The sequence below is a fragment of the Mumia sp. Pv4-285 genome (assembly GCF_041320275.1).
Taxonomy (GTDB): domain Bacteria; phylum Actinomycetota; class Actinomycetes; order Propionibacteriales; family Nocardioidaceae; genus Mumia; species Mumia qirimensis.
On the sequence record NZ_CP162023.1, the window covers coordinates 924190 to 937140 of the forward strand.

16 protein-coding genes are annotated in these 12951 nt (G+C 72.7%); 3 read left to right on the plus strand and 13 right to left on the minus strand.

Annotated elements, in window-relative coordinates:
* Nucleotides 1-32: 32 nt before the first annotated feature.
* Genes AB3M34_RS04410 through AB3M34_RS04435 form a run of 6 tightly spaced genes read right to left on the minus strand, consistent with a single transcriptional unit; the run spans nt 33 to nt 6000 of the window.
* Complete coding sequence (locus AB3M34_RS04410) at nt 33-1034, minus strand: glycosyltransferase family 9 protein (protein WP_370617875.1); 1002 nt, start codon at nt 1032-1034, stop codon at nt 33-35.
* Nucleotides 1031-1714 (minus strand): SDR family oxidoreductase, encoded by a 684-nt coding sequence (locus tag AB3M34_RS04415; RefSeq protein WP_370617876.1) that lies wholly within the window; start codon nt 1712-1714, stop codon nt 1031-1033. Before AB3M34_RS04415 ends, AB3M34_RS04410 begins: the two co-directional genes overlap by 4 nt.
* A 35-nt stretch (nt 1715-1749) precedes the next feature.
* Nucleotides 1750-3129, minus strand: coding sequence for a PfkB family carbohydrate kinase (locus AB3M34_RS04420; RefSeq protein WP_370617877.1), 1380 nt, complete (start codon nt 3127-3129; stop codon nt 1750-1752).
* Nucleotides 3126-3731, minus strand: coding sequence for a D-sedoheptulose-7-phosphate isomerase (locus AB3M34_RS04425; RefSeq protein WP_370617878.1), 606 nt, complete (start codon nt 3729-3731; stop codon nt 3126-3128). Before AB3M34_RS04425 ends, AB3M34_RS04420 begins: the two co-directional genes overlap by 4 nt.
* Nucleotides 3728-4927 carry a glycosyltransferase gene (locus tag AB3M34_RS04430; RefSeq protein WP_370617879.1) on the minus strand — a complete coding sequence of 400 codons (1200 nt, stop codon included), beginning with the start codon at nt 4925-4927 and terminating at the stop codon, nt 3728-3730. Before AB3M34_RS04430 ends, AB3M34_RS04425 begins: the two co-directional genes overlap by 4 nt.
* The gene (locus tag AB3M34_RS04435) at nt 4924-6000 is read right to left on the minus strand and encodes a glycosyltransferase family 9 protein (protein ID WP_370617880.1); all 1077 of its coding nucleotides are present in this window, start codon (nt 5998-6000) and stop codon (nt 4924-4926) included. Before AB3M34_RS04435 ends, AB3M34_RS04430 begins: the two co-directional genes overlap by 4 nt.
* A 139-nt stretch (nt 6001-6139) precedes the next feature.
* On the opposite strand from AB3M34_RS04435, the gene AB3M34_RS04440 reads away from it, so the two are divergent.
* Nucleotides 6140-7360 (plus strand): glycosyltransferase family 2 protein, encoded by a 1221-nt coding sequence (locus tag AB3M34_RS04440; protein WP_370617881.1) that lies wholly within the window; start codon nt 6140-6142, stop codon nt 7358-7360.
* Nucleotides 7361-7424: 64 nt separating this feature from the next.
* Complete coding sequence (locus AB3M34_RS04445) at nt 7425-8111, plus strand: GAF and ANTAR domain-containing protein (RefSeq protein ID WP_370617882.1); 687 nt, start codon at nt 7425-7427, stop codon at nt 8109-8111.
* On the opposite strand, the gene AB3M34_RS04450 is transcribed toward AB3M34_RS04445, so the two are convergent.
* Nucleotides 8104-8586: a DUF6328 family protein gene (locus tag AB3M34_RS04450; RefSeq protein ID WP_370617883.1), complete on the minus strand. Its 483-nt coding sequence runs from the start codon at nt 8584-8586 to the stop codon at nt 8104-8106. The two genes, AB3M34_RS04445 and AB3M34_RS04450, sit on opposite strands and share 8 nt — an antisense overlap.
* 150 nt (nt 8587-8736) lie before the next feature.
* Here AB3M34_RS04450 and AB3M34_RS04455 point away from each other — a divergent pair, with 150 nt between their 5' ends.
* Nucleotides 8737-9153: a CBS domain-containing protein gene (locus AB3M34_RS04455; protein ID WP_370617884.1), complete on the plus strand. Its 417-nt coding sequence runs from the start codon at nt 8737-8739 to the stop codon at nt 9151-9153.
* Between the two features lie 28 nt (nt 9154-9181).
* Here AB3M34_RS04455 and AB3M34_RS04460 read toward each other — a convergent pair whose 3' ends face one another.
* The 6 genes from AB3M34_RS04460 to AB3M34_RS04485 form a co-directional block, all read right to left on the minus strand.
* A complete protein-coding gene (locus tag AB3M34_RS04460) occupies nt 9182-10360 on the minus strand; it encodes an alcohol dehydrogenase catalytic domain-containing protein (protein WP_370617885.1) in 1179 nt (392 codons plus the stop codon).
* The gene (locus tag AB3M34_RS04465; RefSeq protein ID WP_370617886.1) at nt 10357-10602 is read right to left on the minus strand and encodes a CDGSH iron-sulfur domain-containing protein; all 246 of its coding nucleotides are present in this window, start codon (nt 10600-10602) and stop codon (nt 10357-10359) included. Before AB3M34_RS04465 ends, AB3M34_RS04460 begins: the two co-directional genes overlap by 4 nt.
* The gene (locus tag AB3M34_RS04470; RefSeq protein WP_370617887.1) at nt 10599-11624 is read right to left on the minus strand and encodes an iron-containing redox enzyme family protein; all 1026 of its coding nucleotides are present in this window, start codon (nt 11622-11624) and stop codon (nt 10599-10601) included. Before AB3M34_RS04470 ends, AB3M34_RS04465 begins: the two co-directional genes overlap by 4 nt.
* Nucleotides 11624-12151: a hypothetical protein gene (locus AB3M34_RS04475; RefSeq protein WP_370617888.1), complete on the minus strand. Its 528-nt coding sequence runs from the start codon at nt 12149-12151 to the stop codon at nt 11624-11626. The genes AB3M34_RS04470 and AB3M34_RS04475 overlap by 1 nt, the downstream gene beginning before the upstream one ends.
* A gap of 65 nt (nt 12152-12216) precedes the next feature.
* Nucleotides 12217-12573, minus strand: coding sequence for a PRC-barrel domain-containing protein (locus tag AB3M34_RS04480; RefSeq protein ID WP_370617889.1), 357 nt, complete (start codon nt 12571-12573; stop codon nt 12217-12219).
* Nucleotides 12557-12949 carry a hypothetical protein gene (locus AB3M34_RS04485; RefSeq protein ID WP_370617890.1) on the minus strand — a complete coding sequence of 131 codons (393 nt, stop codon included), beginning with the start codon at nt 12947-12949 and terminating at the stop codon, nt 12557-12559. Before AB3M34_RS04485 ends, AB3M34_RS04480 begins: the two co-directional genes overlap by 17 nt.
* Nucleotides 12950-12951: the final 2 nt, after the last annotated feature.

Consider the following 12951-nt stretch of genomic DNA (forward strand, 5'->3'; position numbering starts at 1 on the left):
GGGAAGGAGTCGCCGCCGCCGATCGAAGTCGCTCATGTGGAGGCGGTACCCACGTCGGCGGTCGGCATTCCCGCCCGCAGAGCCGTGCGGGCGAGGGCGAGGACCTCCTCGGCGGTGATCGCGGCCAGCGCAGGATCGAGGTGGTCGTCGTGCGGATCGCCGCGGTGCGGCACGGGGCCCTCGTCGCCGTGCCACAGGACCCGGTGCCCACGTCCCCGGGGCGGACCCCACGTCGCCGGCGAGGTCGGTCCGAAGAGGGTGACCGACGGTGTCCCGAACGCCGGGGCGAGATGAGCGACGCCGGTGTCGGACGAGAGCAGGAGTCGCGCCGACGCGACCACGGCGGCGAGCGCCCGTACGTCGGTCCTGCCGGCCAGCACCGACTCCGGCGGCAGCCCGGCGAGGGCGGCGACCTGCTCGGCGAGCGGACGTTCTCGGGGTGATCCCGTGACGACGACGGGCCTGGTGCCCGCCAGCGTCGACGCGACCGAGGCCCACCTCTCCGCGGGCCAGCGCCGTGATCCTGCGGCTGCGCCGGGATGGACGACGACGGCCCCGCGAACGATCGGCTCGGCGAGCGCGAGCTCGAGCCCGGTGTCGTCAGGGTCCGCCGATACGTCGTACGCCTCGTCGATCAGCCGGCACCATCGCGCGCGCTCGTGCTCGTCCGCCCTCCAGGGGGGACCGGAGGAGAGCGTCAGTGCGTCCGCGAACGCGACGAGGCGTCGTGGCCGTGTGCTCAGCAGCAGGCGGTGGCTCTGGGGTCCCCGACCGTGAAGGTTGACCGCGACGTCGGCGCCGTGGGTTCCGCCCGGGAGCGGTCCGAGGCCCTGGTGCGGGACTACCTCGTCGACCAGTCCGGCGTCGCGCAGCAGTCCACCCGCGTCGCGCGGGCCCACGAGGACGATCTCGGCCCGGGGCAGGCCCCGCCGCAGTCCCCGCAGCGCGGGGACCGCGGCGAGCAGGTCACCGAGGCCGAGTGCCCGCAGCACCAGGACCCGCGGACGGGAGGATGCCGCAGGCAGGGAGCTCACGGCCAGGACGGCTCGACGGAGGGCGTGACGACGAGCTCGCGTACCTCGCACCCGGCGGGTGTCTCCAGGGCGAAGACGACAGCGCGCGCGACGTCCTCAGGGTCGTTGAGGACCGCGTCGGCCGGGGGCTTGTACTGCTCGGTCCGTCCGTCGAAGAACGCCGTCCGCATCCCTCCGGGGACCAGCATCGTGACGCCGACCTCGCCGGCCAGCTCGGCCGCGAGGGCCCGGGTGAAGCCGACCACGCCGAACTTCGAGGCGCAGTACGCCGTCGCATCCGGCAGGGCCCGCAGACCGAGCGTCGAGGCGACCGTCACGATGCGTCCGCGTTCGGCGCGCAGCGAGGGCAGTGCCGCGCGGACCACGGCGGCCGTGCCCAGCAGGTTGACGGCGATCACGCGCTCCCAGTCCTCCGTCGCGACGTCCTCGAGACGCCCGCACGCGTCGGTCCCGGCGCAGGTCACCACGCCGTGCAGACCACCGGTCCGGTCGATCGCCTCCTCGACCGCACGCGACGCGGCAGCGGTGTCCGCGAGGTCGACGACGGTGTGGTCGTAAGGCGAGTCCGGCGCCACGCGGTCCAGGACGTACGGGGTGCCGCCGGCCTTGTCGACGGCCGCAGCGACGGCCGCGCCGAGACCGGAGGCGCCTCCGGTGACGAGAACGGTTCCGACAGTCATCGTTCCTCCTGTGATGGGGGTGGGACGGGAACGCCTCAGGCGTGCCCGTTGGCGGCCGCGACCAGTCGGGTCGTGGACCGTCCGCTGAGGTAGGGGAGCACGACGCTCCGCCCGCCCCAGCTGTCGAGCACCTGCTGCTCGGGGAGAGGGCCACCGGCGTAGTCGCCGCCCTTCACCCACAGGTGGGGCCGGAGGTCGCGCAGCGCGGCGTCCGGCCGGTCCTCGTCGAAGACGACGACGGCGTCGACGCAGGCCAACGACGCCAGGACGCGGGCACGGTCGCGCGCAGGGACCAGCGGACGTCCCGGGCCCTTCAGCCCGCGGACGGACGCGTCGGAGTTGAGCAGCACGACCAGGCAGTCGCCCAGCCGGCGAGCGGCCTCCAGCGTCGCCACGTGGCCGGCGTGCAGCAGGTCGAAGCAACCGCCCGTGGCGACGACGACGCCACCGGCGGCACGGACGCGCGCGAGGACGTCGAGGCCGTCGGTGGCGTCGTTGCCCGATCCGGTCGCGGCGGCGCTCGTGCCGACCTCGCCGTAGGCCGCCGCCCCGCCTGCGGCGACGAACGACGCTGCGGACCGGACGGCGTGCTCGACGGCCTCGGACATCACGTCGCCGCGAGCGAGCCGCACCGTCGCCGCCGCGGCGAAGCGGTCGCCGGCACCGCAGGTGTCGTGGCCGTTCACCGGCTCGACGCCGAACACCGCGGGTGGCGCGTCGCCCTGGACGAGGAGAGCACCGCGGTCGCCGAGCGTGACGGCGAGGGCCCGGGGCGCCAGGCGCTCGCGCACCCGGCGGGCTGCGTCCCCTACCTCGCCCACGGCGTGCACGTCGGTGCCGTCGAGAGCCGACAGCTCGCTCTGGTTGGGAAGGAAGAGCCACGTGCCGGCGGCCGGCGCGGCGCCGCGGGGATGGGGGTCCCAGACGACCGGGACCCGTTCGGCCAGGCGCGTGACCAGGTGCTGGAACGCCGGGATCGAGGTCAGGCCACGCCCGTAGTCGGCGACCAGCACCGCGTCGACGTCGCGCACCGCGGCGTCGAGGTCCGCCGGCGGCGTCTCCCACGTGCCGCTCGTGCCGCCCGTGTCCAACCGGACCAGGACCTGACCCGCGGCGAGGACGCGCCGCTTGACCGGCGTACCCCCCTCGGCAGGGAGCGCGATCACCTCGACTCCGGACGGGACCACCGAGCGGAGGGTGTCTGCGTCCGCGTCGTCGCCGAGCGGGGTGGCAAGGACGACGTCCGCTCCGTCGGACGCAGCGAGGGCGGCGGCCAGGGCAGCGCCCCCAGGGCGTGGCCGCTCCACGGGGTCGTCGACCACGGCCACCGGTGCGTCCGGGGACAGCCGGGACGCGCGCCCCGCGACGTCGACGTCGAGCAGGGCCTCGCCGAGGACGAGGACGCGCGGCGTCACCGGTGTGCCTCGGCGAGGTCGGCGACGGCTCCGGTGGGCTCGCTGATCCGAAGGTGCTCGTCGAAGACCTCGCACAGCAGGTGCAGCGCGACGAGATGCATCTCCTGGACGGTCGCGGTCGACGCCGCCTCGACCGCCACGTACGAGTCGGAGGCGTCGGCCAGCGGGTTGGGTGCGGGTCCGGTCAGCGCCCAGACCTTCAACCCGCACGCACGTGCGCGACGCGCGGCGTTCACGACGTTGGCGCTGGAGCCGCTTGTCGACAGTCCGACGAAGACGTCGCCCGGTCGACCGTGCGCCTCGACCTGGCGCGCGAAGAGCTCGTCGGGCGGGTAGTCGTTGGTGATCGCGGTGAGGCTCGACGTCTCGGCGCTGAGGCAGATCGCCGAGAACGGCCGGCGTTCTCCCTGGTAGCGGCCGACGAGCTCTGCGGTGAGGTGCTGGGCCTGAGCCGCGCTGCCGCCGTTGCCCGCGGCGAGGAGCCGACCGCCGGAGGTGAGCACCCGGACGAGGGCGGAACCCCAGTCCTCCAGGACCGTGCACCCGTGTTCGAAGCGCTCGAGCGCGTCACGCAGGTGGGCGACGTGCTGTGTCGTGCTCATCGCGGCACCACCTCGCTGTGGTCGGCGAGAACGAGGTCTCGCAGTGCATCCTCCGTCCGTTTTGCGACGTCGTCCCACGCGTACGCCGCGGCTCGCTTCGCGCCGGCCTTCCCGTAGGCGGCGCGACGCTCCGGGTCGGCGAGGAGCTCGCCGAGGACGCGCGCGAGCGCGGCCGGGTCGCGCGGAGGGACGAGCTCCCCGGTGACGCCGGGCTCGACCGTGTCGAGGAGCCCCCCGACCGCCGTGCCGACCACCGGGCGCCCGCAGGCCATCGCCTCGACCGGCACGATGCCGAACGGCTCGTACCACGGCGTCGCGACGACGACGTCGGCCGCAGCGAAGATCTCGGGCATCTGCTCACGGGCGATCCCGCCGTGGAAGACGACCCGGTCGCCGACGCCGTGCTCGTCGGCGATCGCGCGCAGGCGCTCCACTTCTGGGTCGAGGTCCAGGGCGTCCTGCGAAGGACCACCGACGACGTGCAGCTCGACCTCCGGCAGTCCCACCAGGGCCGCGACGACGTCGGCGACGCCCTTGCGCTCGACGAGTCGCCCGACGCTCAGGATGCGGGGCGGGTGGTGAGGCGCCGCGTGCCGAGGCCGGAAGAGTGTGGTGTCGACGCCGCACGGCACGACCCGGACGTGCGCGGGGTCGATCCCCAGCGCGACGAGCTCGCGGACCTCGTCGGTGCAGGTCGCGACGACGAGGTCGACGGACCGGCAGAGCTCGGCCTCGACCTCGATCCGGTCCGCCGGGCTGGTGTCCGCGACGCCTTGGTGGCGACGCTTCACGACGCCGAGCGCGTGGAAGGTCTGGGCGACAGGGACTCCGACGCGGCGGGCGGCCCACGTGGCGGCGGCTCCGCTCATCCAGAAGTGCGCATGGACCACGTCCGGGGGATTCTCCCCCCATCGCTGTGCGAGGTACGCCGCGAAGTCGCCCATGAAGGGCCACAGCTCGTCCTTCGGGACCTCGCTCGGCGGCCCGGCAGGGACGTGCTCGACCGTGTAGCCACCGGGCGTCGTCACCCGATCGGGAAGTCGTGGAGAGTCTCGACGCGTGTAGACGACGACGTCGTTGCCCCGAGCGGTCAGGCCGGTCGCGAGCGCGTCCACGTGGACGTTCTGTCCGCCGGCGTCGACTCCTCCCAGCGTCGCCAGCGGGCTGGCGTGCTCGGAGACCATGGCGATCCTCATGCATTCACCTCGTCTTTCGTCACAGGGGGTTTGACCGAGAGGGCTGCGTCGTCCGAGGAGTCGCGCAGCAGGCTCGTGAGCGCCTCGACGACGGCGTCGGGTGTCACCGAACCGAGGCAGGGGTGGTCCGGCACGGGGCAGCGCACCGCGCGGGTGCCGCGACATGGTGCGTCCTGGTCGCCGAGGACGGCCAGCGGCACGCCGTAGGGCGCCCACCGCCGCAGCGGGACGGTCGGCGCGAAGAGCGACACGACGGGCGTCCCGGTCGCCGCGGCCAGGTGCGCCGGCCCGGTGTTCGCGACGACGAGCGCGTCGGCCCGCGACAGCACCACGGCGAGCTCTGCCAACGTGGTGCGGCCGCCGAGGTCGACCGCGTCGGGACCGGCGACGTACGCGGTCAGGTCGCGCTCCGACGGGCTCCCTGAGACGGCTACCTGATGACCCGCACGTGTCAGCGCCCGCACGCACGCCCTCCACCTGCGGGGTTCCCACGCCCGCGCCGGCGCGCTCGTCCCGGGGTGGACGACGACGAAGCGGCCGAGAGGGGTCGCGTCGGTCGGGGCTCCGAGGCGGACGCGCAGACGCCCGTCGTCGTCGGCCGGCAGCGCGAAGCCCGCACGGCGGGCGAGGTCAAGGGCACGTTCGGCCTCGGGTACGTCTCCAGGCGGTGCAACCCGGTCGTCGAGCAGGGAGCCCGGATAGTCCTCGCTGTATGCGCTGATCCGACTCACGCCGGCGAGGCGCAGCACCAGGGCGGTCGGGAGCGCCGACTGGTGGAAGGACGTGAAGACCACCGCATGGTCGTAGCGGCCTGCGAGCGACGTCACCAGGTCGTCCAGGGAGGCGGGGTCCACGGCAGGGGCGCCGGCGACGATCCACGGGCAGGTCCAGACGTGGACCTCATCGACCCCCGGAAGGAGACGGGCCGCGTCGGCTCCGGCGGGGCCGACGAGCAGATCGACCTCGCCGGCGGCGGCCATCGCCCGCACGGCCGGACCGGCGAGCAGCACGTCGCCGGCACTGTCGAGCCGCACGGCGAGCAGCCGGCCGGCAGCACGCGGAAAGTCCTCCATGCCCACCTCGGTTCCCAGGAACTGGGCAGGAGAAACGGTTCGGTGCCGAAACGCTTCACCGACCCGACCACGAGGTCGTGAGCGAACGCCGATGGGGCGATTCTGAATAGAGCGCAGCCCGATTGGGCACCGAAGGCCCATGACCACGTCTTCCGCATTGCGCCTCCGCCCGGAGCCGGACGGCCGGGTCACGACAGTGGTGATCACGCACGACGGCCGCCACCGGCTCTCCACATCCCTCGAGCGAAACCACCGCCCCCTCATCGTCGTCGACAACGCCTCCACCGACGGTTCTCCCGCGGTGGCCCGCCAGCTCGCCCCGGACGCACGCGTCATCGAGCTGGGAGAGAACGCGGGTGCGGTCGCGCGCAACGTCGGCACGCGGGCCGCAGAGTCTCCGTACGTCGCGTTCGCCGACGACGACTCGTGGTGGACCCCCGGCTCGCTGTCCCTCGCCGCCGACGTCCTCGACGCCCATCCGTCGATCGGTCTGGTCGCCGCGCGGGTCCTGGTCGGCGAGGACGCCACCCTCGACCCGTTCTGCGAGGTGCTCGCCCGCTCGCCGCTCCCGCGATCACCTCTCGATCCCGGTACGACTGTCCTCGGGTTCATGGCGTGCGCGGTCGTGGTGCGGCGCGAGGCGCTGCTGGAGGTCGGCGGTTTCGACTCCGTCGTCCACATCCACGGCGAGGAGGAGCGGGTCGCCCTCGACCTCGCCGAGGCAGGGCACCGGCTCTGCTACCTCGACGACCTCGTCGTCCGCCACGTCCCCGATCCGGGGAAGACGACCGGAGCGCGCCGGCGGCGACTGGCGCGCAACGACGTCCTCACCGCCGTCATGAGGCTCCCCGCCAGAACCGTCGCCCGGCGGATCGGCCGGCACGTCCGCGAAGGGCGTGCCGGCGTGCTGGGTGTCATCGACGCCGTCACGCGACTCCCGAGTGCTCTGGCGAACAGACGCCCGGTCGGCCACGACGTCGAGCTCCAGTCGCGGATCGTCGGTCTCGCGGACGGACCGCGACCGCTCGAGGGCGGCGCGAGCCCGCGCCGACCGGCCGTACCCTTCATCTTCCCGTCCGCTCGCGCGAGGGACCCCCTCGCGCCGGAAGGAGCAGTGAGAACCATGGCTACCTGCAGCGTCTGCGGCAACCAGTACGACGGCGCGTTCACCATCACGACCGCCGACGACGAGACACGGGTCTTCGACAGCTTCGAGTGTGCGATCCACGCGCTCGCACCTCGGTGCGCCCACTGCGGCTGCGCCGTCGTCGGCCACGGTCAGCAGGTCGGCGGCGACGTGTACTGCTGCGCCCACTGCGCTCGGGAGAGCACGGGCGCGGACCTCGCCGATCGAGTCTGACGCGTTCCTTCCTGAGGGATTAGAATTCGGGGGTCACGATCCTTGGCAAGAATGTGGGGACGACATGGCAGACGACGGTCTCGACCCCCGGGAGCTCACAGACCTCGCTGAGGAGCTGCACTCGGCCGACTCGCCGCACGAGACGGCGGAGCAGATCATCAAGTACCTGTGCGAGATGCTCGAGATGGACCACGCCGGTGTGACGATGCTCCGGGCCGGCGGAGGCATCGAGACGGTGGCAGCGACCGGTGACGTCGCCTTCCGGGCCGACGAGCTGCAGGAAGAGCTGGGCGAGGGACCTTGCTGCGACGGCGCCTGGGACCAGACGCTCCGGTCGGGCGAGCTGAGCGAGGAGACCCGCTGGCCGCGGTGGACGGATGCGCTCGCCGACCTCGGCGTCGCGAGCCTGCTCGCGGTGAGCCTGGCCCACGGCGGCAGACGCATCGGTGTGGTCTCGCTCTACTCGAAGGAGGCCCGCTACTTCGACGAGGACGATGCTGCTCTCGCGCACCTGTTCGCGCGCCATGCGGCGATCGCGATCGCCCGGTCGGAGCAGGAGGCCAACCTCAACCTCGCGCTCGACGCGCGCAAGCTGATCGGGCAGGCGCAGGGCATCCTGATGGAGAGGTTCGGCCTGGACGAGTCCCGTGCCTTCGAGGTGCTCCGGCGCTACTCGCAGCACCACAACCTCAAGCTGAGGACGGTCGCCGAGCAGCTCGTCGCCACCCGCAGGCTCCCGTCGCTCAGCTGACGCGCGATCGCGCCCTGTGGTTCAGCAGAGGCAGCGCGATCCACAGGGAACCGAAGAGCAGTGCCGACGCGGCGAACGCCCACCAGGCCCAGGTCGGACCGATCACCACGTCGAACACCAGCCAGAGCACGCCCGAGACGGTGATCGCCAGAGCGGCGAGACCGACGCTCGCGCAGCGGTGCGCTGCACGGACGAGCCAGGGTCGCTGACCCTGACGGAAGAGTGCGCGGTGCATGGCGACCGGGGCCACGAGGAGCGCCGTCGCCGCCACCGAGCCGGAGAGCACCGCCAGGTAGACGAGCTCCTGGCCGTCGGAGAGGTCCTCGAACCGCTCGGTGAACGGAACGGTGAGAAGGAACGCGGTGAGGATCTGGACGCCGGTCTGGGCGACCCGCAGCTCCTGGAGGAGCTCGTTCCAGTTGCGTGTGAGCCGCTCGTCGCGAGTCTCGCCCTTCACCCGCCCGTCGTCGGTCATCGGCTCCTCCGTCTCCGGGCGTCCGAGCCCGGTCAGGGCCCCACCTTGGAGGATGGGCCGTGCTGCTGGCAAGCACGCGAATGGATGCCTGCGCCGCGGGGTACCGACGAGGGCATCACAGGTACCGCCAACCGAGGAACGGAGACGACGATGACGACGGCACGAGACCTCATGACCGAGGGCGCGGAGTGCGTCCAGGAGAACGAGACCCTGCAGCAGGCGGCGCAGAAGATGCGCGACCTCGACGTCGGCGCGCTGCCGATCTGCGGCGAGGACGATCGTCTGAAGGGCATGCTCACCGACCGCGACATCGTGATCCGGTGCATCGCCGACGGCGGCGACCCCGCCTCGGTCACGGCGGGGTCGCTCGCCCAGGGCAAGCCGGTGACCATCGGAGCCGACGACTCCGCGGAGGAGACCCTCCGGACGATGGCACGCCACGACGTCCGCCGGCTCCCGGTGATCGACGGCCACGACCTCGTCGGCATGGTCGCGCAGGCCGATGTGGCGCGGTCGCTCGACGCCGACGTGGTCGGCCGAGTCGTGCAGGAGATCTCGGAGGCCTGATCGCCCTCGCGCCACCCTGCCGGCCCGGTCACGGTCGGAACAGGATCTTCTGGGCGCCGTCGGTCTTGCGCTGGAACGTCGCGTAGGCCGACGGCGCCTCGTCGAGCGGCAGGTGGTGGGTGGCGAAGCCCTCGACGTCGAGCGGGTCCGAGGGATCCTGCACGAGCGGCAGGAGCTGGGGGATCCAGCGTCGTACGTTGGCCTGGCCCATCCGCAGCTGCACCTGCTTGTCGAAGAGGTCGAGCATCGGCAGCGGGTCCGCGGCACCGCCGTACACGCCCGACAGGCTGATCGTGCCGCCACGCTGCACGACCTCGATCGCCGTCATCAGGGCCGCGAGCCGGTCGACGCCGACGTGTTCCATCAGCGGCTTGGACAGCATGTCCGGGAGCACGCCGACCACCGTGTGGGCCGCCTGGGCGACAGGAGACCCGTGGGCCTCCATGCCGACCGCGTCGACGACGCTCTCGGGCCCGCGACCTGCGGTCAGATCCTTCACCCGCTCGGCGACATGGCCCTCCCGGGAGTCGAGGACCTCCGCACCGTGCGCCGACGCGCGAGCGAGCCGGTCGTCGACGAGATCGACGCCGATCACACGGACGCCCCGGTGGACCGCCAGGCGTGCCGCCATCTGCCCGATCGGCCCGAGGCCCAGCACGAGCAGGGTCCCGCCGTCCGGCACGGCCGCGTACTCGAGGGCCTGGAACGCCGTGGGAAGGACGTCGGAGAGGTAGACGAAGCGGTCGTCGGGCGGTCCGTGCTCGACCTGGACCGCCGTGGACGAGGCGAGAGGGACCCGAAGGTACTCCGCCTGCCCTCCAGGCACCTGGCCGTACATCGCCGAGTAGCCGAAGAGCGCGGCGCCCTTGCCCTGCTCGCGGACCTGGGTGGTCTCGCACTGGCTGTAGAGCTCGCGGTCGCACATCCAGCACGCGCCGCACGAGATCTGGAACGGGACGACGACGCGGTCGCCGACGGCCAGGTTGGGAACTCCGGACCCGACCTCCTCGACGATGCCGAGCGGTTCGTGCCCCAGCACGTCGCCTGGGGTCATGTAGGGCCCGAGCACCTCGTACAGATGCAGGTCCGAGCCGCAGAGGCCGCTGCTGGTGACGCGGATGATGGCGTCGGTCGGCTCCTCGATCCGGGGGTCGGGGACCTCCTCGACGCGGACGTCGCGTCGTCCTTGCCAGGTCACTGCCTTCATCGTTCGTCCTTCCTCGTCGGGAGCTTCTTGGACGACGACCCGCGCGCGAGCTTGTGCGTGCCGTCGCACCAGGGTTCGCGGCCGGTGCGCCCGCAGCGGCAGAACGCCACCACGGGACGCTTCACGGCCGGCTGGTCGTCGGAAACGATCACGTCGACGGCCAGGACGTCGCTGCGGACCAGGGCCGGTCCACCGGGGCAGAGCACGACCTCGGCCGAAGGTGTCCGGGGCTGGCCGCTCATCGGGCTGCCTCCAGGGCTTGCTCGTCGGTGCTGTCCCACTGCGCCATCAGAGCCTCGGACTGGTGGGAGTCGAGGACGAGGCAGGCGGCGGCGCCGAACAGCACGTCGCGGGCGGTGACGTCCCCGGCCCGGACCATCGTGCCGCAGATCTCGCGGGCCGCGAGCTGCTCGTGGACGGCGTCGGCCTCGACGTGCTCGTCGTAGTAGCGCGCCGCGGTGTCCCCGAACCCGGTCCGGCGCAGGCCCGCGGCGATCCGGCGGCACGGGATCGAGCTGGTCGCCTCGAACGCAGCGAGGTGACCCATGGCGGCACCGCGCAGCCGGCGGTGCAGGCAGAACAGCGACATCGCGTTCGAGCCGGCCAGCGTCGGCGCGTCGGCCTCCTCGATGTAGGCGCCGTACGCGTCGTCGAGCCCCGCCTCGCGGAGCGTGACCGCGAACAGCTCGTGGTGGAGGTAGCCGCTGCGGCCGCCGCCGTACTCGTCGTACTGCAGCTCGACGAGGTGCGCCTTCGCCGGGCCGGTCAGCCGCGGGATGACGAAGGTGTGCGGGTCCGCCTCCTTGAGGTGGTAGATGCTGCGCTGGCGGAGAAAGGCGCGCACCTGGTCGGGCGTCGCGTCGCGCCGGATGAACCGGGAGAGGTCCGGCCCCTCGTCGAAGCCCTCGGCGAGGGCGAAGACCTGCTCCGCCACATCTCCGTCGACTCCGAGCGCCCGGTTGACCCAGCCCTCGGTGACGTCGCGGAGCGCCTGCTCGAACGGGCGCTCGAGCACGGCGCGAAGTCCGGCGACCTCGGGCGCCGACTCCCAGCGGTCGTCGACCTCCTCGAACCCGCGGAAGCTGAGCTCGTAGATCATCCAGAGACTGAGCTGGAGGTCGTGGTCGTCGAGGACCGTCGCCGGTGGTTCCGCGGCGGCGCGGTCCTCTGCCGTCCGGTCGAGCTCCTCGAGCGGGCCGTCCCCGTCGAGCAGGAGGTGGCGCAGGCGGGCACTCAGCGGCCCCCGCGGTCGGGGAAGCCGCATCAGACGATCTCCTGGGTGGCTGACAAGGTGGTCTCGCGGTAGCCCGGGGTGCGGTCGGTCATCACGTCGGCCACCGCCTTGGCGAGCATCGGCAGCGGGACGTGGCCGCGGGTGTCGAGAGTCTGTAGCTCGCCCCGGCAGTCCCAGAACACGCCGGCCACGGGGTCGTGGCGCAGGATGTGGACCTGCGCTGCGGGGTAGGCCTCGTGGACCTCGCGGAACCAGGCCGTACGGTCCGGTGGCATCGTCGTCCCCGCGAGCGTGACGACGCAGCCGCTCGCCGACACCACCCCGGGCACCATGGCCGCCACCGCCCGGCGGACCAGGGAGTCGTCCGGGTCGTCGGTCAGCCAGACCACGAGGTCGGTGACCATGGTGCGGTCGAGGAGCTCCTCGAGCCGCGCGGCGTCGTCGAAGGCGCGGCTGGTCACACGGGCCACGCGGCCGAGGTTGGCGAGTCGTACGGACAGGTAGTCGTCGATGAGGTCCGGGACGTCGACGAGGACGACCTCACGGGAACCGGGCATGGGCACCTCCTGTCCGCCGAGTACCCCGTGGAAGACGCGCTCACACCTGTCGGAGACGGTCGGCGTCACGCCTCACGCAGCGGCACCGGGTCTCGCCCGAGCCGGATCTGTCGCCGGTCGAGATCGATCTCCTCCACGTCGTCGAAGGACGCGAACGTGGCGTGCCGGTGCAGCGCGAACACGACCGCACGGACCAGCGCTGGGCCCTGCTCCGCGCGCCGGTCGTAGCCGAGCAGCGAGCCCGCCGTGCGGTGCGAGACCACCAGGCCCTCCAACGTCATCGAGGTGTAGCCCGACGTCCCGGCGGAGAGCACCGCACGGACGTCGTTGACGTAGCCGACGCGCTCGCCGTCGGGGCCGACGACCTCGAGGCCGAGCAGCTGCGAGAGCCGCCGGCGTACGGGCTCAGTGCTCGGGGTCATCGCTGGCTCCGGGGATGCGTCGTACGAGGTGCTCGCGCACCCAGTCCTCCAGACCGTCGACGTCGGTCTCGGCACGGGTGATCGACAACGTCACCGCCGAGCCGAGGTCGGCGACGAGGTCCATCGCGATGGTCGCGGGCGCGTCGCGACGGGAGAGCCGGCGCCAGGCACCGACCAGCGGGCGCGCGATCCAGCCGGGGAGCCGGGGCCCGAGTGCCCCGGGCCCGGTCTGGAGCCCGACCACCACCCAGCGACCGTCCGGGCGCTGCTCGACCACCACGTCGTCGACCTTGCCGACCATCCGGCCTCTCCGGTCGAGGATCTGACGGTCCATCAAGGAGAGCAGCATGTCGAGATGCACGTCCTTGGTCCTCATCG

What these genes read in the sequence shown, in the direction of transcription:
- AB3M34_RS04430 (WP_370617879.1), bottom strand. Translation starts at nt 4,927, where the DNA reads ATGAGGATCGCCATGGTCTCCGAGCACGCCAGCCCGCTGGCGACGCTG.
- AB3M34_RS04450 (WP_370617883.1), bottom strand. Translation starts at nt 8,586, where the DNA reads ATGACCGACGACGGGCGGGTGAAGGGCGAGACTCGCGACGAGCGGCTC.
- AB3M34_RS04485 (WP_370617890.1), bottom strand. Translation starts at nt 12,949, where the DNA reads ATGAGGACCAAGGACGTGCATCTCGACATGCTGCTCTCCTTGATGGAC.
- AB3M34_RS04465 (WP_370617886.1), bottom strand. Translation starts at nt 10,602, where the DNA reads ATGAGCGGCCAGCCCCGGACACCTTCGGCCGAGGTCGTGCTCTGCCCC.
- AB3M34_RS04470 (WP_370617887.1), bottom strand. Translation starts at nt 11,624, where the DNA reads ATGCGGCTTCCCCGACCGCGGGGGCCGCTGAGTGCCCGCCTGCGCCAC.
- AB3M34_RS04460 (WP_370617885.1), bottom strand. Translation starts at nt 10,360, where the DNA reads ATGAAGGCAGTGACCTGGCAAGGACGACGCGACGTCCGCGTCGAGGAG.
- AB3M34_RS04415 (WP_370617876.1), bottom strand. Translation starts at nt 1,714, where the DNA reads ATGACTGTCGGAACCGTTCTCGTCACCGGAGGCGCCTCCGGTCTCGGC.
- AB3M34_RS04480 (WP_370617889.1), bottom strand. Translation starts at nt 12,573, where the DNA reads ATGACCCCGAGCACTGAGCCCGTACGCCGGCGGCTCTCGCAGCTGCTC.
- AB3M34_RS04435 (WP_370617880.1), bottom strand. Translation starts at nt 6,000, where the DNA reads ATGGAGGACTTTCCGCGTGCTGCCGGCCGGCTGCTCGCCGTGCGGCTC.
- AB3M34_RS04425 (WP_370617878.1), bottom strand. Translation starts at nt 3,731, where the DNA reads ATGAGCACGACACAGCACGTCGCCCACCTGCGTGACGCGCTCGAGCGC.
- AB3M34_RS04440 (WP_370617881.1), top strand. Translation starts at nt 6,140, where the DNA reads ATGACCACGTCTTCCGCATTGCGCCTCCGCCCGGAGCCGGACGGCCGG.
- AB3M34_RS04455 (WP_370617884.1), top strand. Translation starts at nt 8,737, where the DNA reads ATGACGACGGCACGAGACCTCATGACCGAGGGCGCGGAGTGCGTCCAG.
- AB3M34_RS04445 (WP_370617882.1), top strand. Translation starts at nt 7,425, where the DNA reads ATGGCAGACGACGGTCTCGACCCCCGGGAGCTCACAGACCTCGCTGAG.
- AB3M34_RS04475 (WP_370617888.1), bottom strand. Translation starts at nt 12,151, where the DNA reads ATGCCCGGTTCCCGTGAGGTCGTCCTCGTCGACGTCCCGGACCTCATC.